This is a genomic window from Methanoregula sp., from assembly GCF_041663825.1.
Taxonomy (GTDB): domain Archaea; phylum Halobacteriota; class Methanomicrobia; order Methanomicrobiales; family Methanospirillaceae; genus Methanoregula.
Genome location: NZ_JBAYLY010000021.1, coordinates 1 through 24,714, shown reverse-complemented (window position 1 = coordinate 24,714; position 24,714 = coordinate 1). Strand labels below are relative to the sequence as shown.

Below are 24,714 nucleotides of genomic sequence, written 5' to 3'. Positions count from 1 at the left end.
TACGGACCGTAAAAATTCAAATATAGATGCCCGACTCCCACAAACCCCGGTCCAAAGTCTGGGCCGGTTTTGTGCAGTTTTACGGGATTGATATGGGATTTTCTTGAGTCATGGGAGTGAGGGGGGTCGCATGGGTACAAAATCGTGGGGTGGCAGCGATGAATCCCACCGGGTGATACGCTGGCTTTTTCAGATAAAAAACAATGGTGTATGCAGGAGAGTGACTCTGTGATTTTTTTCCTGGAATGAACGTGATAAAACTATTCCCGTAAGACTTATACATCCGGGTTGAACAGGTCCTTTGGCTTTTTGCATTTACCAAGACCTTTACATTTGTTAAAATACGTCTCGCCCCAGATCCACGGCTGGTAGTTCCAGCACATCTCGGGTTTTACCATATGGATCCCGCAGAGGTAACGCTGTTTTGCCACGCGGCGCAGGAACGGGCAGACCGTGACATATTCTCCGGTATCAGGATTGCGCATTTCAAAAAAGATCACGTTCCCAAGGTCTTCGGTCTTGAGTTCGACACACTTGACCGGTATGCTGCCGTTCTCCATGAATGCAACAAACCAGCGCAGGATATCGGTACGCCCCTGCTCCATCCAGACGTACACGTTTGCCGTTGTCGGCGCAATGTCGGGACCGAAGATCCGGCAGCAGAGCCCGCACTGCTCGCAGGGCTCGTCCTCTGTTGCTATCGCATCCATGAATTTTCATTCACTGTTTTTGCCGTCATCGGGATAATATCTGCCGATATGGTTTAGACCGGATGCGGGCGCCGGGTCGGCTCTTTGCCGGATACTACCGGACATGTTCCCGTTCCCACGAATGTATCTTTATGATTTACAACGCGTGCCCGTATCCCGGATCTAAATAATAACGGCGTCCCGGTACCTCCGCGTGCCGGTCGTTTCGTGCCGGCATCCGACCACAAAACTCATGGAGGGTCCGGTATAAGTATAGTATTGAAGTGTGATTCTCATGAAAGGGAAACCGGTGATCCTGGTATTCGTCCTGTGTTTACTCGCCATCTTTGGTCTTTGCATGCCTGCCGCCATTGCAGCGGTTCCCGCAAGCGACGGGCAGGCACAACCGATGATAACAACTACCGAACTTAATGTAACAAATGTATCCCTTGCAAACGCAACGATTCCAGCAAAGTACCAGGTAACACCTACACTCATCCAGGTTGGGATCAGTTCGAATGATTCGGACTTTGCTGGCCCGAAAGGAGAGATGGCAGCGGTTCCCCGGACCATTGGTTTTTCAATTAGTCCTGAACTGCTTGCGATCGTAATCGTTATGATCGCAGCTGTGGGGATCAGCTCATGGTACCTCCTGAAACGGAAACGAGACGGGGAAAAGAAGGAATAAATTCCCGAATTTTTTTCGCACATTAACCCGCCGAAGGTGTTGTCGTCATGGTAAATGCTGTTTTTAAAAACCGCAGGAATTATCTTATCGTCGGTTTAATCGCCGTCTTTGCATTCTTTGCCCTCTGGCTGCGCCTGATTCCCTTCTTTTCCATGGGAACCACGGATATTACGAGCATGGTGGCAATGGACGATCCGTTCTATAACCTCCGGCAGGTCGAACTGATCCTCGCACACTTCCCCACCTACACCTGGTTCGATCCGATGACCAATTACCCGTACGGGACGGCGGTCTACTGGGGCCCGCTCTTTCCCACGATCATCGCATTCGGCTGCCTGATCACCGGGGCCGCCACCCGGCCGGAGATCATCGGGACAGCTCTTCTGGCAACGCCGCTCTTCGCGGCTGCCATTGTCGTTCTCATGTATTTTGTCGGTAAAACCTTCGGGGACTGGAAGACCGGCCTCCTTGCGTCAGGGTTTACCGCGGTTGTTTCCGGACAGTTTTTTACGGTCTCAATGTACGGGTACATCGACCACCATATCGCAGAAGTCCTCTTCTCGACCGTTTTTTGCCTGCTGTACAGTTATGCCCTCCTGTCGGCAAAGGATGCAAGTATCGACTTCAAACAGTTCCAGAGTTATAAAAAAATCCTTCTTCTGGCATTTATCGCCGGCATCGGTTACCTTCTTGGCCTCTTTGTCATGCCGACCATGATCCTGTTTGCCCTGATCGTGGGAGTATTTACCGTCGTCCAGTTCATCGTTGACGCGTACCGCGGCCGGCCCGTGGAATATCTTGTCATTATCAATATCACGGTTTTTGCCACGGCCATCCTCGGGCTGCTGCTCTTCGGGTTAAAGGATCCGGGACTTGGCCTGTCCACCTATTCCATCGGCCATATCTACGCATACCTTGGCCTTATCGGCGGGACGGCTGCATTGTACTTCCTCTCACGATACCTTGCCAGGAAAAAGAGGAGGTATTATCCCGTAGTGCTGGCCGGTTGCGTGGTTCTCTTTGCCACGATCCTCTTTGTTGCCATCCCGCAGATCTATAACCTGCTTATCAGTTCCCTTTTTGCCTTTTTCGGCCAGCAGCCGGTGACCCAGACGGTACTTGAAGCCATGGGCTGGTCGCTTGAGAAGGCCTGGAGTTCGTTCAACTACGGGCTTCTCCTGTTTGCCGGCGGTGCGCTGGTCCTTGCCTGGAATAATTATAAAGAGGAGCGCCCTCACCAGATCTTTGCCCTTGTCTGGGCGGCAGTCATGTTTATTTCCACGTGGCAGCACATCAGGTACGAATATTATCTTGCGGTAAATATCGCGCTGCTATCAGCGGTATTTGTCGGGTTTGCCACTGAGCGGGCATGGCCGGAGATACGGAAACTGATACCCCATATCCCGGACAATCCCCGTTCCACGGAACCCTCAAATAGTACAGCCGGTATTTCCCCCCGGGAAAAGCAGCAGAAAAAAACCAGGAAAAAATCCAGCCATCCACAGTCCCGTGACTATCCGGTTCTCGTTCTTTTTATCCTCGTCGCTCTGGGAGGTATCCTCTTTGCATATACATCTGCGGCGGACAATTACACCGGCATATCGGGCGCTGGTGCCCAGGTGATCCCCGACTGGAAGGAGTCACTTGAATGGCTGGGGAACAATACCCCTGATCCGGGAGTGCCCTACCTTGGACAGTACGATCAAAAGACATTTGAATATCCCGCGCAGTCGTACGGCGTCATGTCGTGGTGGGACTACGGGCACATGATCACGTATATCGCAAAACGGATCCCGAACGCAAACCCCTTCCAGCAGGGTGTGGCAGGCCAGAACGGCTCGGCAGCATTTTTTGTTGCGACCTCCGAGGACACAGCCGATGCGATCCTGGACAACGACGGCACCCGGTACGTGGTAACGGACATTCTCATGGACAATGGCAAGTTCCCGGCCATGGCAACATGGTATAATTCGTCGCTTGCCGCAGAACCTTATATGAAAACAATGCTTATCCCCCGTCAGGATACGACCGGCAGATATGAATCCGGGTATTTGTACACGCAGGACTATTACCTGACGATGGTATCCCGGCTCCACAACTTCGACGGGTCGATGACAAACACGACCATGTGTTATTACATTGAGTATGCCGAGGGGGATGTCACCAACGTCTCGCTGCCGGTGATAACGAATGCCGTATCGATGAACACATCCGCCGCCCAAGAGCGGGCCCGTGAATATAACCAGAACGCGGAGAAAGGGCACCATGCAGCAGTGCTCGGAACATCGGTCATCCAACCGGTTGACGGGGTTCCGGCTCTCCGCCATTACCGGCTGATCCACGAGTCTCCGACAAACGTGTTTAATTCTGCAGTGGTCGATGTGAAGTATGTGAAGGTCTTTGAATATGTCAAAGGGGCGCACATTGTGGGGAACGGGATTATCGAACTTCCGCTGGTCACGAATACCGGGAGAGCCTTTACCTACCGACAGGAAAGCGTCAATGGAGAATTTGTCGTCCCTTACTCTACGACCGACAGCGCGTACGGGATTACGGCCATGGGGAAATACCGGATCTCCGGTTCCGGACAGGAATTTGAGGTGCCGGAATCCGCGGTCATGCAGGGGTTGACTATAAGGTAAGCGGGAATTTCACACCAGGAAAGAAATTTCCCCGGAAGCACCAGAAACGGGAGTGCAGTACCCGTAACCGGGGAATTCCCGTGATTTTTATGGATCTTCTCCAATTTTTGGAGGAATTTTTTTTTAGTTTTTCCCATCTAAAAATCCTGGCTAAAAATCATTAGTTCCATGAACTTCTGTCGTTGAAGGCGGATACATCATCTTTACTGCCTCACCTCGCAGAGGTGAGGAGGAGCACGACTCAAAGAGTGAGGTGCGAAGGGGGTTGCAGTGCCCCCTGTAACGACAAAAGTGCGGGAGATAAATTGATAGATTTTGGATGGCTCAATGTATATCTACAATTACAAAATTTTCAGCCAAGAATCGGTCTGAATTTTAGGACTCTAAAACCATAAATCAACAAAATTTTTGGAAATGCGAGTTGAATCATCCTTTTTGCTCATCTGAGGTCATCCCCAATCGGGAGAAGAACCTCGATTTTTATATGACTGAACTCATCTTCCGGTAACCATTCCTTGATGTTAACCGGCAGAAAATATTGTTGTTCGAGGTCACGACCCTTTGTAGGATACATCAGCGAGTGGTTGTACGTACTCCAGTAAAGTAATTTCGATTATATTTAAGTGATGCCCGTGGCGTTATGCAACAGCCACATTCCTATAATCAATTCCATTTTCCCGTACGATCTTCGCCTTCCTGATTAAAATTGTGAGGGAGAAACGGTTAAAAACCGGCATAACTGCAAGGACACAGGTAAAAAAATCACCGGTTATCATCAGGCAGCCGGAATTCTCCAGGTCCCCGCAGGTACCAGGATCACAAACCGGGCGCCTTTACCCGGCTCGCTATTCTCGGTGATGGAAATTCCGGTGATGGATAAAATCTCGCGGGAGAGGAATAGACCAAGGCCGGTACTTTTGCCAAATCCCCGGGTGAACAGCCGGAGTTTATCCTCTGCAGATATCCCGACCCCATCATCTTCGCAAATAATCCGGAAATTCTTCCTGTCTGTTTCACCGGTGATGGTAATCCGGGTAAGTGTCTCCCCATAGTTCCGGGCATTACTGATAAGATTGAAAAAGACTTTTTCAAGCATGGGGTCGGCATACACCTCGCAGGGAGGGACCCTGACAATAATCTGCGGTCCCGTATCTGTCTGGCACGTGACCCGCGAGAGAACATAGGTTACTTCCTGCCATCGCGGGATCTCGACACCAATGTTCTGGTATTCCCGGGCAAACTCGATCTGTTGCTCGATTTTTTTTGTTACCTGTTTTTCCTTTTCCACATACTCTGCCTGCTCGCGGGTGGTTGCGAGCGTTGCACTCATTTCAAGAAAGCAGTTCACTCCTGTGATCTGGTTGAGGATATCATGCCTCGTGATATTTGACATGAGGCTGAGTTTCCTGTGGGCATCTTCAAGTGAAGTTTCAGCCCTTTTTCTCCTTGTGACATCCATAAGGATAAGGAGGTAGCCATTTTTTTTGGGGAAATCAGGATTGAGCGGCATACAGTACGTATCGTAATACAGCGTCGTACCCTCTTCCCTGTTAAAGGCAATCTCAGCAGGGCCGCTGACCGGTTTTCTCTTACAGAGTTCAGAGAATGTTGTGCCATGGGGCAGGAACTCGTCCACATTCCGTGCAACGAGGACACGGGCCGGGGATGCAAAGACCGTTTCAGCCGCAGGATTCACCTCAATGATCCGGCCTTCGCTGTCGGTAACCACGACACCATCCGTTATTGTCCGGAACACCCGGGAATACGCAACCGGCGTGAGTGAGAAAAGCCGGTACTTAAGTATGCCAAATGCCACGATAATGCCCGACAGGGTAAACATCAGGGGTGTAAAATCCTGCCCCGGGAAAGGTCCGAGGGAAAATACATACACAATATTTGCTCCCGCCGGGATGACACAGGCAAGAAGGAGGAGGGCCATCTGGCGACGGTAAAGATCGTACGCCGTCAGGAACCCGCTGATTACAAGGGCAAGGCCGAGTATCGAGAGCGCATACGAATACCCGACATGAATCCAGAAAAGCGGCCCGTGCAAAAAGATCCAGACCACGAGTCCGTTTTCAATGACAGGCATAAAACCCGTATAATAGAGATGGTGCAGGGGGTTCGTCAGCACGAGAAGGACGGAAAGTGTTGGAATAATAAAGAAGAGGGGGATAGTTTTTTTTGTGAGATACCGGGAACCTCCCATGTAGTGCAGGACAATAAAGAACCACGCGACCGGGACAGTGACAATTCCCGGGTATTGAAGGCAGACAAAAAAGTATCTCTCTGCAAGCCCGGTGCTCATGATCTCCCCGATAGTGCCGGCCGTCCAGAGGGAGGCCGCCGCCATCAGGAGGGTAAAGTAGGGAGCAATGTCGGTCTTCCAGTTCCGCCAGCTGACGATGGCCAGTGTCGCCGTGATGCAAAGCGACAGCACAAACAGGATGAGAACTGGAGAGAACTGGAGGCCCATGGAACACCAAAAAAATATTACGTTTTTATGAGACTATCGGAATACTATCTCATTTCTTTTTGAGGGTTGAATATTTTTTGTATAAATTACTCACGCTTTTTATAGTGTCCGAAGTTTCTCCCCAAGCTTTGGCAGAAAATCTTTTTTACGCGACATCACGCCGGGAAGCCGGGCCGGCAGGTGTTTGTCAAAGAGTGCCAAAAGGAGCGTCGGGTCACCGGCCCCGTAGAGATCGCTTGCATCTTCCAGAACATTGGTGAAAAGCGCAAGCGAAAGATCTGCTTTGGAGCTGGCCCGGCTCTTTTCGAGTACGGTTGTAATTTCAGTGTTCCGTGCACGGTTCCACGTAAACGAGGGCACCATCACCTGCGCGATCTGCACGGTTTTTTCCGAGAGGGTAAACATCTTGGTATCCTTTGCAAGGAGCGCTTCGAGCGACATGCCCGAGAGATCCATGCCCCGTTCAAGGAGCGCAATCCCGAGCTTTTCCGGGTCTTCTTCGGCTATCGGGGAAAGGTACCTGATTGCCTTCTTGTCCTGGTGGGTTGTTGTCGACATCCGTAAGGCAAGAGTGTCAGAGAGGATGCCGCAGAGAAGGATGCCGGCAATCTCCCGGGATGGGGTGAGACCGGACTCCATATATTTCCTGGCGATAATCGTCGAGGTCGCGCCCACCGGATCGTTGAAGAACCGGATCGGCTTTAAAGTCGTGATCGCCCCGAGCCGGTGGTGGTCGATGATCTCGACCACGTCTGCCTCTTCGATCCCGGTGACGGCCTGCGAGGCCTCGTTGTGGTCGAGCAGGACAACCGAGCGCCGCACATCATCGAGCAGCGTCGTCCGTGTCAGTACACCAGCGAGCGTCCCGTCGCCCGTGACAACGCACGCGGCCCGGAACTTTGAACCGGCAACGACCTGCCGGGCATGGGCAAGGGTATCGGCAAACGTCAGGACTGGGACATTGCTCTCCATTAACTCGCGGGCGGGAAGCGAGAGGTTGATCATCTTCCCCACCCCGTATGCATCCAGATTCGTGGAGAGCACCGAGACGCCGCGCTGCTGTGCGGCAGTAATAACCCGGTCGCCGACCGGTGCGCCTTCCGCGATGATCAGGGCCGCGATCCCTGCCGAGACAAGGGCAAGCTGGGCCGGCTCGTTGTCGCCGACCACCGCGATGTCTTTTGCGGTCATCTTCGCGAGTGTGACATGCAGGGCATCGATCGCGATGTAGACCCGGCCTTCAAGGATCGGGTGGGCCGAGACGATGACTTCCGCGCTCAGGACCCGGGCGAGCGTTCCGATCGGCACCGGCGTCACCGCGAGCTCGGCAAGGTGGAGGGTCCCGATATACGCATTCGCAAGCGCGTGCTCGCCGATCATCCCGACCGGTTTTCCGGCCGCATCGGTGATGACGACGTTTCTTATCCCTTCCTGTGCCATGAGTGTCGCTACATCCACGGTCGGGACGTCCTCTGGCAGCGCAAAGACCGGCTTGTACGTGATATCGGAGAGCCGGGGCTCGACCGATGGCACAAAGACCGGTTCAGCGCTGCCGAACCGTTCGAGCATGAACCGGGACTCGGCATTGAGTTCACCGCACCGGGCCGGGACGTACCGGCCCGGCTCGGACCGGTTTTTAAAATCCGCATACCCGATTGCACTCGCAATGCTGTCCGTGTCGGGCTGGCGGTGGCCGAAGCAATAGATCTGGTTCATATAAAAACCCCTGATGGGTAATACGCAGTGTTATTGGAATAACTGAGGCGTTCAGGTTCATAAGGTCTGGCAGGATCCAGTGGAGACGGATTTCCCCGGCCAAACCATTATATCCCGATATGTCCTACTTGAGGAATAGTTCGAAACCGAACTATGAATATGACCGGCCTGTTTAATTTTTCACCGCACTGTGGAAAATCACGGAGTTTACTTGCGCTCTACATTCTCCATACGCTCCAGAACCGGCAAAAATCCGGGTACGAAATTCTCCGTGAGATTGAAGAGTTGACCGGCGGAGCATGGATCCCAAGCAAAGGCACCCTGTACCCCCTGCTCCACCAGCTCGAAGCAGAAGGGCTCATTACAGCAGACTCTGCTGACGGGAACCGGGCACGGACCGGTTTTACTCTGACTCCCGAGGGACGTGAGACTCTTAAAAAAATTGTGGCGATGAGCGGGGAGCACCACAAGAAGCTGGCGCACTTCCGGCATCTTTTCCTTGCGATCTTCGGAGGTGGAACCTGCCCGGAGAAGGAGCTTCTCTTTGAGATCCAGATGCTCGTTAACGACATGCCGACCGGAACCGAAAAAGAGGTTGAGGCGATCCTTGAACGCTGCCGCGAGGAACTAAAAAAGGTGTGATCTGATTTGACAATCGCAATACATGTCACGGACCTGACCCGGCGCTTTGGCGAACTCGTGGCCGTGGACAGGATCAGTTTTGAGATCGTACAGGGCGAGATCTTTGGTCTCCTTGGCCCGAATGGTGCCGGCAAGACCACCACGCTCTCGATGCTCTCGACCATGCTTGAACCTACATCCGGCACCGCCGAAATTATGGGTATCGATATCAAAAAAGATCAGGATGGTGTCCGGAAAGCGATCGGGATCGTCTTCCAGGACCAGAGCCTTGACGAAGAACTCACTGCGTGGGAAAACATGGACTTCCATGACCGGCTGTACCGGCTTCCAAAAGAGATCCGGGAGCAGCGGATTGACGAACTCCTCAAACTTGTGGAACTTTCTGACCGGAAAAATGATATCGTCAAGACGTTTTCGGGCGGGATGCGCCGGCGTCTTGAAATTGCACGGGGGCTCCTGCACCACCCGCAGGTCCTGTTCCTTGATGAACCAACGCTCGGCCTTGACCCGCAGACAAGAAACCACCTCTGGAAGTATATTGAGATCCTTGCAAAAGAGAAGAACATCACGATCATCCTCACGACGCACTACATGGAAGAAGCGGACCGGCTCTGCAACCGGATCGCGATCATTGACCATGGAAAGATTATCGCGCTTGACACGCCCGCACAGCTGAAAAATTCAATTGGCGGTGACGTGGTGACCATCCAGTCACCGGACCCGGAAAAGATCGCGACCACGCTTGTCGCTCCCTGGATCAGCAGGATCGAATCACATGATAAAGAGGTAAGGATCACTCTTGTAAACGCCGAGCAACACATCAGCACGATCGTGACACGCCTCAATGAAGAAAAAATTCCTGTCACGTCCATCTCTGTTTACAAGCCGACGCTTGAAGACGTCTTCCTCTCCTTTACCGGAAAGACCATCCGGGAGCGGGACGCAGACCGCAAAGAGGGGATGAGGATGCATTTCAGGATGATGAGGCATTGATCATGGAGATCATCTATACAATCTGGCTACGGAGCATGAAGCGGTTCGTCCGGTCCAAGAGCCGTATTTTCGGGAGCATTGCGATGCCGCTTTTTTTGCTCCTCTTTTTAGGTCTGGGTCTCAACTCGGTAGTCAATGCCTCATCACTCGGACAGGAATACGTAATGTTCCTCGTGCCGGGCATGGTCGCGATGAGCGTGCTCTTTTCCTCGATCTTTTCCGGTCTCCAGATCATCTGGGACAAGCAGTTCGGGTTCTTAAAAGAGACGCTGGTCGCGCCGGTGTCCCGGCTTGAGATCATGCTTGGTCAGACCGCGGGCGGGGCGACGACGTCGGTCCTCCAGGGTCTCATCCTCACGGTTTTCTCTGTCTTGATCGGCCTTCGTATCCAGAACCCGGTCGGATTTTTTATCGCGCTTGCGTTCATGATTCTGGTCGGGATCGGGTTTACGGCATTCGGGATAGCGATTGCATCCCGGATGGAGGACATGACCGGCTTTCAGCTGATCATGAACTTTGTCATCTTCCCGATCTTCGGGCTCTCGGGCGCACTCTTTCCGATCAGTTCCCTTCCCGCATGGCTCGTGCCGGTTACCCTGATGGATCCGCTTACCTATGGCGTGGAAGGGATCAGGTTCGGACTGACCGGTGTCTCGCAGATAAACCCGGTTGTGTGCGCTGCGGTGGCTGCCGGGTTTGCGGTCGCGATGACGGTGATCGGAGCGTTTTTGTTCCGGAAAATTTCAGTGTGAATGTCGCTTGCCGGTACGGCAGACCGAACAATTTTTTTTTACATTTCCTGCTCTGCCGGATGCCTCAAGAGTGGATTAAAACATATGTTGGATTTTTTAAGAACCTCATGCCAGAGGTCCTGACCTGTACCAGTAACCGGATTAGGATTCCAGTCCTTCTCAATTTTCACGTTGAAAGAACAACCACCAAAAATTCGTATGAGCCAGATCTGGAAGCGGGAGTATCCTTTTTGGCATGCTACCCTCCCTATAGTTGCAGGGAGGGGTACCACCCATTTGTACAAATGTGGCACCCCCCACTCCCGGGCCACAAGAAGGGGGTGGGGTATCATGCTTTTAAAAAATCGGTCGGGAGGTGGGGGTACCTCTCCTTTTTGGGAGCGGGGGGTACCCCCTTGCAAGAAAAGAGGCCCCTACCCCCCCAAGTCATCGGCCGGCAAAATATACCTTCAGATGATAACTCCACGCGAAGCACAGGTTTTGGAAATGCCGGAAAGGGGGGTAGGGGCCCTCTTATGCCCGGACAGGGGGGTGGGGGTATCGTGCTTTTAAAAAATTGGTCGGGGGGTCAGGGTACCTCCCGTTTTTGGGAGCGGGGGGTGCCACCTTGGGCTGGATAAGGGGGTACCCCCAATGGACCGGGAATCGCTTCGGCAAGTCATATTAAAATTCTGATGTTTGCAAAGGAAAATTTAGAGAAGTACTGGATCCGTATTCCTCCGCAAACACCCGATTGGCGAATTCTTAAAATTGACATAAACTCTGTCAACACAACAGACCTCTATCGTAGTTTGTTAAACCCCAACATTTATACGCTGATGAGGATATTCACACTCAAGTATATTAATCGAGAATCGCCGGGGATGCATTCTGATGGAAAAAACCAACGAACAAAAATCCTCTGTCGAATCCGGCATATTGGACAACGCTCTCGTCATGATAGCAGTCCTTGAAGAGAGAGGCCGGATCGTCTCGTGGAACCATGCCGCAGAGACCATTACCGGGTATTCTCAGCAGGAAGTAATCGGCAGTAACTTGATCTGGAAAAAACTTTATCCGGATAAGGATTACCGTACGGTTATTACCCTGAAAATTGCAGGCATTCTCAAAACAAAAAATTTTTTTGAAAATCTCGAAACCACGATCCGCACACGTTCAGGAGAATCCCGCACAATTCTCTGGAATACCAAAAAGATCCCAAGTGGTGACCTACCAAGAACCATTACAGTCGGCATGGATGTCACGAATGAACAGGAGGCAATGGCATTCCGCGGAAGTATCATCGACAATGCCTATGTTCTCATTGCCGTACTCGGACCCTTGGGAACAATCCTTGTCTGGAACAAAGCCGCAGAAAGGATCACCGGGTATTCTCCCGAGGAGGTAATCGGGCGACGTGATATCTGGAAAAAACTTTATCCCGATGCTGAATACCGCCGTGCCATAACGCAGAAAATTTCACGAATCATTTTTGAAAGCAATTATTTCGAAAACCTCGAAACCACGATCCTGACAAAAAGCGGCGACCGGAGGATCATATCGTGGAACACCCGGCAGATCGGTGCCGGTGGGATATATCACGAGATCGCCATCGGGAGAGACATCTCTGAACAGCGCAAGGCCGAAGAGGCTCTGATTGCGTATATGACCGAGATGACCATGCGGTTAAAGCAGCCGGTAGGGATTATCAGCAGCACCCTCCTTGAATCAGCACAGATGGTAAGAGAGGGCGTTCTCACCACGGAAGAGATTGTGCTGGTGCTTGAAGGGCAGGCCCGCAACGCCACCCAGATCGCAGCAAATATCCAGGAATTCCAGACTGCAATTGTCGACAGGGACCGATCAATTCCCGAAGCATACCGAAAATTCCTTGAAGGGTGATGCGGTGCCGGATATTTTTGACGTGCAGGATCTGGAACAGAAAAAGATCTTTTTGATCCTTGCCACACCCGGCATGATCCGCGAACGTAATATTGAGATTATCAAGGAAATATCGGCCCAGGGTTATCATACGGTTGTTATTACGACAAATTTTCCGTACAGTATCCTGGCAAAATTGTATGCCCAGAGCGGCATCCCGGGGGAGAGCGTCACATTTATCGATGCGGTTACCCGCAACTCTATTGGGAACGCTCAGAATATACCCGGGGTTGTGCGCTATATCAACAATCCGACGAATCTCACGGATATGGGTATCGCGGTCACTGAAGTACTCCACGAACATTCCGAAAAGAAAATCTGCATCATGTACGATTCCGTCAGTACCATGCTGATCTACCTTTCATCGGCAAATATTTCGAAATTCATCCATTTTGTGACCAACAAGCTCCGGCTCATGGATGTTTCCGGAATATTCCTTGCGGTTGAGAAAGGTCTGGACCCTATGCTGATGACGCAACTCACCACCTTTGTTGACAAAGTTATTGACACGGCATAACTCCTTAAACGAACCAGACTGCGAAACCCCGCAGGGAGAACGATATGTTTAGTCCTTTCCCGGACAATCTGTACGATCAGGTGAGATCATTGAACGACGAAATTATTGTTGTAAGTACTCCGTATCTTTCGGGTTACCGGATCACAAAGACACTGGGATTCACGTGGGGTCTTATTGTCCGGAGCAGGGGCCTTGGCCGCAACGTCACTGCATTCCTCCGCTCGCTTGCCGGTGGCGAGATCCATGAATACACCCAGCTTTTAAACCAGTCTCGGGAAGAGGCTCTCGTGCGTCTCAAGGATCATGCACCGTCGCTCGGAGCCAATGCGATTATCGGCGTTGCGTTTGATTCGTCAGAGACCGGTGGCGCCATGACCGAAGTTCTTGCATACGGGACAGCAGTTGTGGTCGAAAAGGACACGACGCCGACAAGCCCGGTCAGGCTCGAATAAGAAAAAACGGTCGATGATGTTTCGGGAAAACCCGGGGACCATCAGGGTGGATGTGAACTACGGAACGATTTTTTGTTTTTTATCGCCGGCAAAAGTAAGACCGGTAATCCGGATATAACGGTATCCGGCTCGTCCTGATGACAGGGTTTAGAAACATTCCCTGGAACCTTTTTTTTGGTTACCGACGGTTACCAGAATGGTCCGGCAGGGAAACACTAAATCGTGTGGGGTCACGTATCCTGACTACTCCGGAACGTCCGTATGTTCTTTCATTTTTCCGTAGAGCGGATCGCAGTTCTTTTTTCTTTTTATCGGAGCGTCCTGCCATCTTTGATTTTAATGAGGTTTTTGAAATTTCACCCTCCATGACCTGAGCATAGTGCTCATTACACAGGACAATGAGGGTATTTATGGGGTCATTCTCCTTTCTGTACTCGGGGCGTGCGATTGGGCTGAACAGGTAAATTTCAAGTTGATCGGGAGATATTTCAATATCGCAATATTCGCAGGTGCCGACCAGTTCCTTAATCCGGCTCTTTGTTTTCAAGGTTAATGTCATATGAGTTTTTGGCGGATTGTTTTATCTTGGTTCAAAATCTGCTGCCATCAGATTCTCCCGGTTTTCCCGGTTTTAACAGGATATGGTCAGTTCCCGCCGTCGTTCCAGAAATGAAACGACTGCGTGTTTGAAAATGCGTTTTGTATGGTCCCTTCTTGTATTTTGTTATTGTATGCGTCCACAATTTAAATCCGCTGATTAAATCCCGGGAACTTCCGGGGGGCACTCAAAGAGACACAATGATTGAAAACCATTTTATTACCGGCCTTTTAAAAAAAATGAATACGCACATAAAAAATCCGAATAATTGAGATTAACAATTTAATTCCGCTCCGTCGATTTTAGAACAGCCTTCTTTTTATTTCCACGTCAAGGAGCCCATATGAGAAAAGATCGGCCGTCCAGACGTGGCTAAATATGCCCTCACCTTTTACGACGTGAAAATGCCTTTTTGGAACCGAAATTCACCTGCATTTTCACGAAACCTGCCCGCAGGTTCTGACGCAGGGGATAATCCGGGTTCAATTTGGGCCCGGAATACTATGGCCTATATCGGCGGGCAGGATTCCTGCCGGGAATAATCCAATCCGGGAAAAGCCTCATAGCGGCCTTCCAGCCCTCTGCCAAGTATTCTAACACCTCCCAAAAACCGGGGTCCGTACAGGCCCGCTGTATTGCAGGTTCAAGTGGCCTTCACTTTGCCCGGTTTTTAAAAAAGAATACCGGAATATGGTTTGTTCCGTGGGCGTGGACAGAATTTCCTGTGGAACCGGCAAACGGGATCTTCGGATTGCCAATCCGGGGCCAATTGGGGCGTATTTGGGATACGGTTTTGTCATGAAAATTTTAAAAATTTCAGACGATAGAGCAGGCAAACGGAAATTAAGTTTGGAGTGTGAAATTTTCATTGCTTTGGTACGAAGTCTTTGACTTCATACGGGTTTTCTTATGACTTGTGAGATTTTCCTGTGCAGGTAATACCGGGGCACCGCTTACGCCCCCGGTTTTCAGGAACGAAAAAAAAGTTACTTGTTGATATGCACAATTTTTGCCGGGGGGAACCCGTTGAAGTACGTGGACGATGCATGGGAATAAGCCCCGATATTTACTGAGTACACGAGATCGCCGATCTCAAGTTCGGGAAGTTCTGCCGAGAGTGTGATCGTATCAAACGCATCGCAGGTCGGCCCGAATACGGCCGAGATCTGCGTCGGGCCGTCCTTGAATGCGAGCACCGGGTAGGTACAGTGGTCGAAGACCTGCCCCGAGTACGTGTGGTACACGCCGTCGTTGATGTAGTAGCAGGGCTTGCCGTCCCGGTGCGCCTTGCCCACAACTTTTGCAACAAGCGTGCATGCATTTGCGACAAGGAACCGGCCGGGCTCGGCAAGGATCTCCATGTCGGCCGGGAAGAGACGTGCGATCTCCGCGTTAAGTTTTACCGCAAGTTCTTCGATGGACCTGACCTCGGGGTTGTACTTCACCGGGAACCCGCCGCCGATATCGAGAATCCGGATCTTCTTGTCGAGCCGGCTCTCGCATTCCGCGATAATACTTGCGGAGATCTGGAGTGCCTCCACATAGTTCTCGAAGTTCGTGCACTGGCTGCCCACGTGAAAACTTAAACCCTCGACTACAAGGCCGAGGTCGAAGGCAGCGGCGATAAGATCCACCGCTTCGCCCGGGTCGGCCCCGAACTTTGACGAGAGTTCAACCATCGAGCCGGTGTTAGGGACCCTGAGCCTCAGGACAAGACCTGCCTGAGGTGCATGTGCCCGGATCTTTTTGAGTTCTTCGATGTTGTCGAATGTCACGAGAGGCTTGTACTGGTTGAGTTCTTCTAAGGTCTCGATGGGTTTGATCGTGTTTGCATAGATGATGCGATCCCAAATCCAGTCCTGCCGTTCCTTTGGAGGCAGGTCTTTAATGAACTGGTGCACGATCATAAATTCCGGCATGGAAGCCACATCGAAACTTGATCCCATGTCAAGAAGAGTTTTCACAATATCGGGATTCGAGTTTGCCTTGACCGCGAAATAGACCTGGATCTTCGGCATGAACTTTTTAAATTCCCGGTAATTTTCACGGATTTTTTCGTGATCTATAATGAAAATAGGCGTTCCATTTTCCCGCGCAAGCTGCTGCAAATACTGGAGACTTCCACGGTCTGTATGAGAGACCGCGTCGTCCCGTCCACATGTTTTCACAGTTGTGTCCACATCAGTTCCCCTTATTGTATGTATGTTGGTTCACCGGACAAATAAGAAGTTTTTGAATTGCCAGACATCTGACCGATCATAATTGTTTTCAGGGTTCTCCTTGAAGTAAACCGCGCGATCTTTTAAAGGCGTCCAGTCTGATGGCCCGGACACAAAGTCCCCAAGGTAGGGCTTTGCAATATTGAGCGCAAACTCGTGGGGCAGATCGTCGGGCAGGCAGAATCCTTTCTTCGGGTTCTCGATCATCCACATGACCGCGGAGACAATACCGAGCGCGACCTGGATGGTCGTCGCGTTCTGGCCCGGCGCAAGCTTCCGCGCTTCTTCAATGTTGAGGATGCTTCCCGTCCACCAGGACTTGTACGGATGGCCCATCAGGAGCGCGCCAAGGATATCGGAACCGGATGTGATCTCCCGGTCGTTCATGATCCGGATCCTGGGCTGGAGTTCGTAGTTCCTGCCCCGCAATTCGTGCAGCGATGCAATCGTCGCGTCACATGGCAGGTATGCATAGTTGACGGTCGGCCGGTAGATCGCCTTCCCGTCGTGCCAGACCGTCCACCGGTCGGAGATGCCAAAAGCCTCGCCGTGCCGGATCACCATGCCCACAATCTCCTCGTTCGGCACCCAGGACCGGATCCAGGTATTGATTCCCATGTAGGGCAGCATGATCGCATTTTTTGGCCCTTCTGTCGGCACATGTGCATTCGCGGGCAGTTCCTTCTCGTGGGTTCCCCAGCCGATCTCGGCCGGCGCAGTGCCTTCCTCATGCAGGCCCTCGATACACCAGGTACCGATAAACTCGTCCACCTTTTTGGGTAACCGCGAGATCTGCGTGTCGCGCTCGGAGCAGTGGATCACCTTGATCCCGACTTCCATCGCAAGCTCGGCAAAGCGCTGCTCTTTGATAAGCTCGACAAACCGTTTCGGGTCCTCGGCAATCCCGTCCACGATCATCTGGTTTGCGATATCCACGAGCCCGTGTTTTGTCATGTGCGAGATAAGGCCCGGGTTTGCCCCGTGATCGACCACGCAGGTTGTCGAACCCTTCCAGTCGCGGGTGAGCTCGCGCAGTCTCATCTGCCGGTAATACAGGGATTTTTCATACGGGCTTGCGGTAAAACGTACGCCGAGCGGGTCCCAGGACTCGACCGATGTGTTGGCATATAGCACGTTGTGGTCGTGACACCACTGGAGAATATCCCCGCAGTCGATATTCCATGCGAGGTCAATGAGGAGCCCGCCATCCGCGAGGTTCTCGGACAGGATAGTACTAAGGTTTTCGGGTGTGATCTTCCGTTTCAAAAATCGGAGACCCCGGGTCGTATACGCTTTGAGATCCTGGGATTTATCTTTAAAATCCACGATAGTGATATTGTCAAGCGGTATATTGACATGCCGAAGCAGGATGGGGAGCGTGCACCGGCACACAGAACCATAACCAATAATGAGTACTTTGTTTTTAAAGTCCATCCTAACCCTCCCGGGTTTTTATTTCGTGCTCTGTAGTAATCAGTTAACCTAAGAAACATGGGCCTGCTGGACCAAAAAGTCTTGAGGTACAGCGTCTCTTTACCATGTTCCAGTAATAACGTGTAAAGTGACAATTAAAAGATGGTCAGGCATGTATATCAGGCTTATTAAAAACAGCAGTTTTTCGTAGTAAAATCTACACGGATCTGCGCTCATTAACCGGCCTCTTCCAGATGGGAAAAACACAGGCACTCGTACGAAGCGGTTACTTAATTCTTGGAATAGTACAATATACGGACAGGTGAATTTTTGTCAAAACGGGCAGTTGACATTGTATTTCAGGCGACCTACACGCTCACCGATATCCGCATGATTCTACGGGAGACGGCGCCGACACACGAGCTGGATGAAACGCAGAAAGCAGAAGCGGCACGATTGCTCGAAAACCTCGAACGGCAGGTTGGCTCATTAAAGCAGGAGATGCTCTAAATGAAATGCGGGGCAGGAATCGAGGCCCGACAGGTCAACGAGCTTTTCATAAACGTCGATCCTATCCAGGCGGGGGGACGGCTCACGGGCGATGCGATAAAAGCGATTATCGCATACGGGGACGGGTACTCGGTCTGCGATAATTGCAGGAAGCCAAACCGGCTCGACTGCATTTCAAAACCACCGATTGCTGAATTTCACAAGGATGTTGCCGCATGGCTTGGCATGGATGCAGCCCGGATGATGCCCGGTGCCCGGCGGGCGTTCCAGGCAGTCGCCCATACGTACGTGAACAAGGGCGACCCGGTTCTTCTGACTTCGCTCTCGCATTATACCGAGTTCCTCGCGGTGGAAGAAGCGGGCGGTGTTGCCTGCGAGATCCCGGCCGATGCAGGGCACATAGTTTCGCCCGAAGCCACAGCGGCAAAGATCGATGAGGTGAAACAAAAATTTGGGAAAGCGCCGGTCCTTGCCTTTATCGATCACGTGGATTACCAATACGGGAACCTGCACGATGTTACCGGTATTGCAAAAGTTGCCCGTGAAAACGATGTCCCGATCCTCTGCAACGGTGCATACACCGTTGGTATCATGCCCGTTGACGGGAAAGCGATGGGTGTCGACTTTGTGGTTGGCTCGGGCCACAAGAGCATGGCGTCACCCGCACCATCCGGTGTCCTTGCGGCAACAGAAGAGCGGGCAAAGGAAGTGTTCCGCACGACTACGATCGAAGGCGACGTGACAAAGCGCAGGTTTGGCGTGAAGGAACCGGAGCTGATGGGCTGCACGCTGATGGGCGCGACACTTGTAGGCATGATGGCCTCGTTTCCCCACGTAAAGGAGCGAGTGAAGCGTTTCGATAATGAACTTGAAAACAACCGGGTCGTCATGAAAGCGCTGCTCTCAATTGACGGGACAAAGATCCTCTCCGAGTACCCGAGAAAGCATACCTTAACACGGGTCGATACGACCGGTTCGTTTGACAAGGTTGCAGAGACGCACAAGAAAAAGGGATTCTTCTTCTCGTCCGCATTAAATGACAAGGGGATATTTGGCCTCATTCCCGGAGCGACCCGGGTCTGGAAGTTCAACACATACGGGATGACACCAAAACAGGCCCGGTACCTTGCCGATGCGTTTGTGGCGGTGGCACAGGAGAACGGGCTCGCGATAAACCTGTAACGTTTTTTTGTTTCCCGCTGCTTGTCGGGAACCGGTTATTTTGCCGGTGCTCCCGAACCGCCAGCCCGCATACAGCAAAAGATCATGGGGATTTTTTACCGGGTTCCCCGTACAGTGCCGTGTCAAGAAACGCGATCGCACCATAAATGATGGCCGGAACAACCAGCAGTGCACTGTCAGTGATGACAATATCGAGCAGCATCTGCGATCCTTCACCAGCATACGCCCGATCCCCGCCGATGATGCCGAGCAAGGCAAGGATAAAGAATGTTACAATGCCCGCAAAGAGGATGACTCCATATGGCGGGCTCCGGGTAAAGTATTTCTCGAAAAGCGGGAAGGAGACGAGCAGGAATGATGCATACAGCAGGAAGCCAGAGATCATCATGAAAAGCCAGTGCTGCTGGTAGGATTCCGGGGTCTCAGGATGGCCGAAGAATACGAGCGAAACGGCAAAGGTAGCAACTGCAATAATAACAGGGATGAGCCAGCGGATCGGTTTTTGCGGGACCTGTTCGAGCACAAACCGGATCCCCGCCGCGAGTAGTCCTGCGGGAAGGCCGATCATCATGGCAAGGAAAAGGGCGAGCATCACGTTTCCCGGCTCCAGAACGATCATCAGGGTAATTTTTCTTGATCTGTCCAGAAAAGCATTTGCGATCCTGTCGCGAGTATCGGATGCCCAAGGGATCCAGCTGGTGCTCTTTTTCCGGCACTGGTTTTATCACCAAGCGCCCACCAAACGAGAGTACCACTGGGAAAAATTGCCGGGAGGCACGATGCTACCATGCTTAAAAAATGCGACCTCACGAAAAAAACCGATGAAAAAACCTTTGCCGTAAAGATCGTGCCCCTCCAGCAGCGGCTTGGCGAGCTCCAGCGGCAGCTGCGGGACGAGAGGATCCCGGTTATTATCGTCATCGAAGGCTGGAATGCCTCCGGGATCACGATGACAATCCAGGAACTTATCCGGTTCCTGGATCCCCGGGGGTTTACCCTCTCCTCTATTGGGGTGCCAACCGAAGAGGAACAGAAGCATCCGCTTATGTGGCGGTTCTGGAACCGCATTCCTGCGGCCGGGAGGATCGGGATCTTTGCCCGGGGCTGGTACAGCCGGGCGCTTGCCGAGGAGACCGATGGGCCGGGCTGGGAACAGCGCATGGACCGGGCCATCGGTTCCATCAACCGGTTCGAGCGGGAACTTTCAGATGACAGGACCATTATTGTCAAGATATTCCTCCACATCAGCAAAAAAGAGCAGAAAAAGCGGCTTCTTTTACGGGAGACTAACCCGCTCACCTCATGGATGATCACAAAAGGCGACTGGGACTTCCACCGCGAGTATGATGCCTACATCCCGGTCTTCGATGAGTTTTTGAAAAAAACCGACACGCCCTGCGCACCGTGGACGGTGATCGGGGCTACCGATGCAAACCACACACTCCTCACGTGTTATCAGACTGTTGTAAAGACGCTCGAAAAGAACATCCCTGTGATCCTTCAGAAGAAAAAGAGCGGGAAGGAGACCCGGTCCCGGTTCAGCCCGGTGATCGTGCCGGTCACCCGCAGGTCTGCTGCACCAGACCTCCGCGAGAAAAAAGAGTACGAGGCCCGGGTCGCCGCTGCCCAGAAAAAGGTGCGGGATCTCCAGTATCTCCTCTACAAGAGAAACATCCCGCTTGCCATCGTTTTCGAAGGCCGGGATGCCGCCGGGAAAGGCGGGACAATCATGCGTCTTGCCCATGACCTGAACCCCCGGGACTACAGCGTGATGCCGGTTTCAGCCCCGAACGATTACGAGAAGGAGCACCACTATCTCTGGCGGTTTATCCGGAATTACCCGGCGGCAGGCCACATCACGATCTACGACCGGAGCTGGTACGGCCGGGTGCTCGTGGAACGGGTCGAAGGGTTCTGCACGAAGCAGGAGTACAAACGGGCATATTCCGAGATAAACGAGATGGAAGAAGAGTTCCGGAACTGGGGCGGCGGCCTGTTGAAGTTCTGGCTGGAAGTAAGCCCGGAGGAGCAGCTCAAACGTTTTGAGCAGCGTGAGACGGACCCCTTGAAGCAGTGGAAGATCACGGATGAGGACTGGAGGAACCGGGAGAAATGGGACCTCTACGGGGAGGCCATCGATGAGATGTTTGCAAAGACAAGCACGAAATACGCGCCTTGGACTGTGATCGAGTCCGACGACAAGTGGTATGCCCGGACAAAAACGCTCGAAACGGCTGTCGCTTACTGTGAAAAACTGCTGGAATAACCGGCCGGTATGCCGGTTCACGTATTTTTACTTTTTATCAGGGACTTTCCCGTTCTCTGCGGTCACGTACTGAACGGATGCAAGCACGGTGTCAAGCAGCCCGTTTATTCCCATCTTGTCTTCGCTCTCGCGCACCGCTTCAAGGGTCGCCGCGGTCGCCGGCATCTTCGGCACCGCACGGCAGGCAAGGTCGCCCTGCTTGTCCATGAACGTCCCGATCTTCCGGGCGAGTGTGATCGTCTCTGCTTTGTCGTAGGTGATGAGCGGGCGGAGCACCGGGACGGTCGTTGCATCGGCAATCACCGCAAGGTTTGCAAGCGTCTGGGACGCGACCTGGCCGAGGTTTTCCCCGGTGAGGATCGCCTGCGCCCCTTCCTTTCCGCAGAGCCGGCCGGCTGCCCGAAGCATGAACCTCTTGCAGAGGACGCAGCGGAACCGGGGCGGGATGCGGAGTTCCTGCATCCGGTCGTAGAACGGCTCGCTGTTCGCGATCACCATCTGCACCGGGTTTCCCGGGCACCAGAGCGAGAGCCGGCGGAGGTTCTCGATCGCGGTCTCTCTCACATCGCCACCGGCCCACCGGCCGCCGTCCATGTGCAGGTACGCCACTTCGCAGCCCCGTTTCATCGCAAGCCACGCGGCGACCGGAGAGTCGATCCCGGAGGAGAGCAGCGCAAGCATCTTTCCCTGCGAGCCCCACGGGAGCCCTCCCGGTGCCGGGACCCGTGAATCGTAGACAAGGCCCCCGCAGTCCCGGGCTTCCACAAACAGTTCATAGTCGGGATGCGTGAGATCGACCGTGAGCCCGGGGATTGCATCGTATATGGCAGAGCCGACATACTCGCCGAGTTCCTGGCTGTTCATGCCGGTCTTTGACTGCCTTTTTCCCCGCACGGCAAACCGGCAGGGCGCGTGCAGGTTTTTTTGTGCAAGAGCAAGACCGGCATCCCTCAGGGCATCCGGTTCGGCAGCGACAAGCGTGCAGACGCTCGTGTCCACGACGCCGAACACCCGGGAAACGATCCCGGCAATCTCTTCAGGCCGGTCGCCGAAAATAAAGATCCGGCCCCGGGGGCTCTCGAACCGGCAAGTGTAGCCTACTGCTTCCAGTGCCTGCCGGATATTGCGCAGGAGCAGGCCGATGAAATGGTATTTTACCGGATCGCTCTTTAAGAAAAGCTCGCCATACCGGACCATCACGACCTTTTCCGGTTTATCCCCGCAATGCCGCTCTGCCATGATCACTCCACATAGTGGAGCGGAAAAGGTGATAACCGTTGGCAGTCGTGGCTTGGGCTAATCCGATCAATTCACGCCGTTTTAAAAAGTGCCAAAGATAACGAAACTCTTTAATCGGGAGAGAGAATAGTGTACTGAAATGGCGAAAAAGGCGAGTAAAAAAGCAGAAGAGGAACCGCTCAAGTTGTTCTACATTTTTTATAATCAGGAGCGCTGGGACAACTGGGTAAAATCTCTTGGTGAGGCCAGTTTCGAGGTCGACCCGAAAAGCGAAGAAATGCCCGAGGGGTTCCGGGTGCTCGACAGTTTTTCGGTCGACATCACCCTTGCGGTGCTCAAGATCGTGAAGTTATACCAGAATAAGCGCTTCTCCCAGGAGGAGGCATTTAACCGGCTCGGCCAGGTCGAGGCCATTGTCATGTCTCCCGCCCCCAAGGGTGACATCGAGGAACTTATCGAGCTCCTCCAGCTCCCCAAACTGTGCCTGTTTACTTCCTGCCGGAAATATCTTGGCGGGGAGTTTGACAAGGATATAAAGACGCTGGTAAAAACGGGCAAGGGGCAGATCGAGAAGGACATGGAGGGTGCACTTGAGACAGCCGCAAATATCGGGGCCGCCGTGATCGACGGCGCTGCCTGCTGCGGGAAGTATGTTAAGGACGACCTTGAAAACCCGACCCTGTTTGACGAGTGGCTCATCGAATGCGAGCGGATGTTCGAGGCGATGGCCACGTTAAAGAACTTTGACGAGTCAACAGGAGAAGACGATTGATCGCCGATCGGGCACGGTTCCGTCACGCAAAAAAGATCGAACGGCTTGCCGGCTACCGGGTGCCCGACCACGCTTTTTACCCGGTGATGCTCGAAACCATCACCACACGTTTTAATTTCGACGCGCTTGACTTTGCCATCCGCGAGCAGCTCCTTAGTTTTTTCAATGATTTTCTCCGGTGCAAGTGCAAGAACTCGCCCCTGTGCGGCTGCCCGGAGAAGAAATTTGCAATAAAAGTCCTCGAACTGCGCGAGAACGGTCTCGACCACCGGCAGATCGCGGCGTACCTGTCGGACGAGTACGGCATCGAGATCTTTCCTGCGGACGTGCTCTCGTTTCTGGAAGAGTCCGTGCATGTGCTCGAAGCAATAGCGGATGTGGCACACCTGCAGAGGCAGGATGCCCTTGCTCAAAAGACCGTGGATCATATCCGGCTCATCGAACGATAGGTTGTATCGCTTTTTTATTAAAAAAAAGACGCGGCAGCGCATCCCGGCGGCCTGTTTTCCGGAAAGTATTTATTTAAGGATCAAATTCCGGAGGAAAGCATTTATTCCATCCTATAAAAACCCGGGGATCATACAAAAAGCGGACTGCAGAGACAACAAGAAGAGATCGCATTGATCCTTCCCCGTAAAAAAATACGGGCACGGTTGTTATGCACATACCTGCGACAAGGGGAATTATCCCCGGAGCATCCGCCAGGAAGTATCAGAATGAATGCCGAAATAAGCAGCCTGACTAGCCAGGCAAAGGGTTATGCAGAAACGCTGGACGAACTCCGCAACGAGATGAAGACCGTCATTGTCGGCCAGCGGGACGTGATCGATCGTCTCCTTATCGCACTCTGTGCCGACGGCCACGTTCTCCTTGAAGGAGTACCGGGGATTGCAAAGACGCTCACGATCCGCACCCTCTCGCAGTGCATTGACTGCAGTTTTGTCCGGATCCAGTTTACCCCGGATCTCCTGCCTGCCGATATCATGGGGACGAAGATCTACAACCAGAAGGACTCGACCTTCTCAACG

The 24,714-nt window shown here is 52.6% G+C and carries 21 protein-coding genes; 14 read left to right on the top strand and 7 right to left on the bottom strand.

Annotated elements, in window-relative coordinates; translation table 11 throughout:
* Nucleotides 1–275: 275 nt before the first annotated feature.
* Nucleotides 276–710 (bottom strand): YkgJ family cysteine cluster protein, encoded by a 435-nt coding sequence (locus WCX19_RS09940; protein WP_373007655.1) that lies wholly within the window; start codon nt 708–710, stop codon nt 276–278.
* Nucleotides 711–984: 274 nt separating this feature from the next.
* Between WCX19_RS09940 and WCX19_RS09935 the strand changes: the two genes are divergently transcribed.
* Nucleotides 985–1,377, top strand: coding sequence for a hypothetical protein (locus tag WCX19_RS09935; RefSeq protein WP_373007653.1), 393 nt, complete (start codon nt 985–987; stop codon nt 1,375–1,377).
* Nucleotides 1,378–1,424: 47 nt separating this feature from the next.
* Nucleotides 1,425–4,019 carry an oligosaccharyl transferase, archaeosortase A system-associated gene (locus tag WCX19_RS09930; RefSeq protein ID WP_373007651.1) on the top strand — a complete coding sequence of 865 codons (2,595 nt, stop codon included), beginning with the start codon at nt 1,425–1,427 and terminating at the stop codon, nt 4,017–4,019.
* Nucleotides 4,020–4,794: 775 nt separating this feature from the next.
* Here WCX19_RS09930 and WCX19_RS09925 read toward each other — a convergent pair.
* A complete protein-coding gene (locus tag WCX19_RS09925; RefSeq protein ID WP_373007649.1) occupies nt 4,795–6,495 on the bottom strand; it encodes a histidine kinase N-terminal 7TM domain-containing protein in 1,701 nt (566 codons plus the stop codon).
* A gap of 99 nt (nt 6,496–6,594) precedes the next feature.
* On the bottom strand, nt 6,595–8,211 hold the full coding sequence (locus tag WCX19_RS09920; RefSeq protein ID WP_373007647.1) for a putative manganese-dependent inorganic diphosphatase: 1,617 nt from the start codon (nt 8,209–8,211) through the stop codon (nt 6,595–6,597).
* 153 nt (nt 8,212–8,364) lie between these two features.
* Here WCX19_RS09920 and WCX19_RS09915 point away from each other — a divergent pair, with 153 nt between their 5' ends.
* From WCX19_RS09915 to WCX19_RS09890, 6 genes are all read left to right on the top strand, one after another.
* Nucleotides 8,365–8,853, top strand: coding sequence for a PadR family transcriptional regulator (locus tag WCX19_RS09915; RefSeq protein ID WP_373007645.1), 489 nt, complete (start codon nt 8,365–8,367; stop codon nt 8,851–8,853).
* Nucleotides 8,854–8,859: 6 nt separating this feature from the next.
* Complete coding sequence (locus tag WCX19_RS09910; protein ID WP_373007643.1) at nt 8,860–9,846, top strand: ATP-binding cassette domain-containing protein; 987 nt, start codon at nt 8,860–8,862, stop codon at nt 9,844–9,846.
* Between the two features lie 2 nt (nt 9,847–9,848).
* The gene (locus WCX19_RS09905) at nt 9,849–10,598 is read left to right on the top strand and encodes an ABC transporter permease (RefSeq protein ID WP_373007641.1); all 750 of its coding nucleotides are present in this window, start codon (nt 9,849–9,851) and stop codon (nt 10,596–10,598) included.
* A gap of 873 nt (nt 10,599–11,471) precedes the next feature.
* Nucleotides 11,472–12,479, top strand: a complete 1,008-nt coding sequence (locus WCX19_RS09900; RefSeq protein ID WP_373007639.1) for a PAS domain-containing protein — start codon at nt 11,472–11,474, stop codon at nt 12,477–12,479.
* A gap of 4 nt (nt 12,480–12,483) precedes the next feature.
* Nucleotides 12,484–13,035 carry a hypothetical protein gene (locus tag WCX19_RS09895; RefSeq protein ID WP_373007637.1) on the top strand — a complete coding sequence of 184 codons (552 nt, stop codon included), beginning with the start codon at nt 12,484–12,486 and terminating at the stop codon, nt 13,033–13,035.
* A 44-nt stretch (nt 13,036–13,079) separates the two neighbouring features.
* A complete protein-coding gene (locus WCX19_RS09890) occupies nt 13,080–13,487 on the top strand; it encodes a heavy metal-binding domain-containing protein (protein ID WP_373007635.1) in 408 nt (135 codons plus the stop codon).
* A gap of 1,584 nt (nt 13,488–15,071) precedes the next feature.
* Here WCX19_RS09890 and WCX19_RS09885 read toward each other — a convergent pair.
* Together WCX19_RS09885 and WCX19_RS09880 are read right to left on the bottom strand one after the other, a co-directional pair.
* Entirely contained in the window at nt 15,072–16,253 is a 1,182-nt protein-coding gene (locus tag WCX19_RS09885; RefSeq protein WP_373007633.1) for a type III PLP-dependent enzyme, read from the bottom strand.
* 42 nt (nt 16,254–16,295) lie between these two features.
* Nucleotides 16,296–17,738, bottom strand: coding sequence for a saccharopine dehydrogenase NADP-binding domain-containing protein (locus WCX19_RS09880; protein ID WP_373007631.1), 1,443 nt, complete (start codon nt 17,736–17,738; stop codon nt 16,296–16,298).
* 309 nt (nt 17,739–18,047) lie between these two features.
* Between WCX19_RS09880 and WCX19_RS09875 the strand changes: the two genes are divergently transcribed.
* Nucleotides 18,048–18,227, top strand: coding sequence for a hypothetical protein (locus WCX19_RS09875; protein WP_373007629.1), 180 nt, complete (start codon nt 18,048–18,050; stop codon nt 18,225–18,227).
* Nucleotides 18,228–19,409 carry an O-phospho-L-seryl-tRNA:Cys-tRNA synthase gene (gene pscS, locus WCX19_RS09870; protein ID WP_373007627.1) on the top strand — a complete coding sequence of 394 codons (1,182 nt, stop codon included), beginning with the start codon at nt 18,228–18,230 and terminating at the stop codon, nt 19,407–19,409.
* An 82-nt stretch (nt 19,410–19,491) separates the two neighbouring features.
* On the opposite strand, the gene WCX19_RS09865 is transcribed toward pscS, so the two are convergent.
* Nucleotides 19,492–20,028, bottom strand: coding sequence for a hypothetical protein (locus WCX19_RS09865; protein ID WP_373007625.1), 537 nt, complete (start codon nt 20,026–20,028; stop codon nt 19,492–19,494).
* 168 nt (nt 20,029–20,196) lie between these two features.
* On the opposite strand from WCX19_RS09865, the gene pap reads away from it, so the two are divergent.
* Entirely contained in the window at nt 20,197–21,675 is a 1,479-nt protein-coding gene (gene pap / locus WCX19_RS09860) for a polyphosphate:AMP phosphotransferase (RefSeq protein WP_373007623.1), read from the top strand.
* Nucleotides 21,676–21,702: 27 nt separating this feature from the next.
* Here pap and thiI read toward each other — a convergent pair whose 3' ends face one another.
* Nucleotides 21,703–22,914 carry a tRNA uracil 4-sulfurtransferase ThiI gene (gene thiI, locus WCX19_RS09855; protein WP_373007621.1) on the bottom strand — a complete coding sequence of 404 codons (1,212 nt, stop codon included), beginning with the start codon at nt 22,912–22,914 and terminating at the stop codon, nt 21,703–21,705.
* A 139-nt stretch (nt 22,915–23,053) separates the two neighbouring features.
* Here thiI and WCX19_RS09850 point away from each other — a divergent pair, with 139 nt between their 5' ends.
* The 3 genes from WCX19_RS09850 to WCX19_RS09840 all read left to right on the top strand — a co-directional run.
* On the top strand, nt 23,054–23,686 hold the full coding sequence (locus tag WCX19_RS09850) for a DUF2150 family protein (protein ID WP_373007619.1): 633 nt from the start codon (nt 23,054–23,056) through the stop codon (nt 23,684–23,686).
* Nucleotides 23,683–24,135, top strand: a complete 453-nt coding sequence (locus WCX19_RS09845) for a DUF5814 domain-containing protein (RefSeq protein ID WP_373007617.1) — start codon at nt 23,683–23,685, stop codon at nt 24,133–24,135. Before WCX19_RS09850 ends, WCX19_RS09845 begins: the two co-directional genes overlap by 4 nt.
* A 267-nt stretch (nt 24,136–24,402) precedes the next feature.
* A partial coding sequence (locus tag WCX19_RS09840; protein WP_373007615.1) for an AAA family ATPase occupies nt 24,403–24,714 on the top strand: 312 nt, incomplete at its 3' end.

Coding starts and splice junctions, on each gene's coding strand:
- WCX19_RS09905 (WP_373007641.1), top strand. CDS start 9,849: ATGGAGATCATCTATACAATCTGGCTACGGAGCATGAAGCGGTTCGTC.
- WCX19_RS09850 (WP_373007619.1), top strand. CDS start 23,054: ATGGCGAAAAAGGCGAGTAAAAAAGCAGAAGAGGAACCGCTCAAGTTG.
- pap (WP_373007623.1), top strand. CDS start 20,197: ATGCTTAAAAAATGCGACCTCACGAAAAAAACCGATGAAAAAACCTTT.
- WCX19_RS09940 (WP_373007655.1), bottom strand. CDS start 710: ATGGATGCGATAGCAACAGAGGACGAGCCCTGCGAGCAGTGCGGGCTC.
- thiI (WP_373007621.1), bottom strand. CDS start 22,914: ATGGCAGAGCGGCATTGCGGGGATAAACCGGAAAAGGTCGTGATGGTC.
- WCX19_RS09865 (WP_373007625.1), bottom strand. CDS start 20,028: ATGATCGTTCTGGAGCCGGGAAACGTGATGCTCGCCCTTTTCCTTGCC.
- WCX19_RS09915 (WP_373007645.1), top strand. CDS start 8,365: ATGAATATGACCGGCCTGTTTAATTTTTCACCGCACTGTGGAAAATCA.
- WCX19_RS09880 (WP_373007631.1), bottom strand. CDS start 17,738: ATGGACTTTAAAAACAAAGTACTCATTATTGGTTATGGTTCTGTGTGC.
- WCX19_RS09890 (WP_373007635.1), top strand. CDS start 13,080: ATGTTTAGTCCTTTCCCGGACAATCTGTACGATCAGGTGAGATCATTG.
- WCX19_RS09900 (WP_373007639.1), top strand. CDS start 11,472: ATGGAAAAAACCAACGAACAAAAATCCTCTGTCGAATCCGGCATATTG.
- WCX19_RS09920 (WP_373007647.1), bottom strand. CDS start 8,211: ATGAACCAGATCTATTGCTTCGGCCACCGCCAGCCCGACACGGACAGC.
- pscS (WP_373007627.1), top strand. CDS start 18,228: ATGAAATGCGGGGCAGGAATCGAGGCCCGACAGGTCAACGAGCTTTTC.
- WCX19_RS09935 (WP_373007653.1), top strand. CDS start 985: ATGAAAGGGAAACCGGTGATCCTGGTATTCGTCCTGTGTTTACTCGCC.
- WCX19_RS09925 (WP_373007649.1), bottom strand. CDS start 6,495: ATGGGCCTCCAGTTCTCTCCAGTTCTCATCCTGTTTGTGCTGTCGCTT.
- WCX19_RS09930 (WP_373007651.1), top strand. CDS start 1,425: ATGGTAAATGCTGTTTTTAAAAACCGCAGGAATTATCTTATCGTCGGT.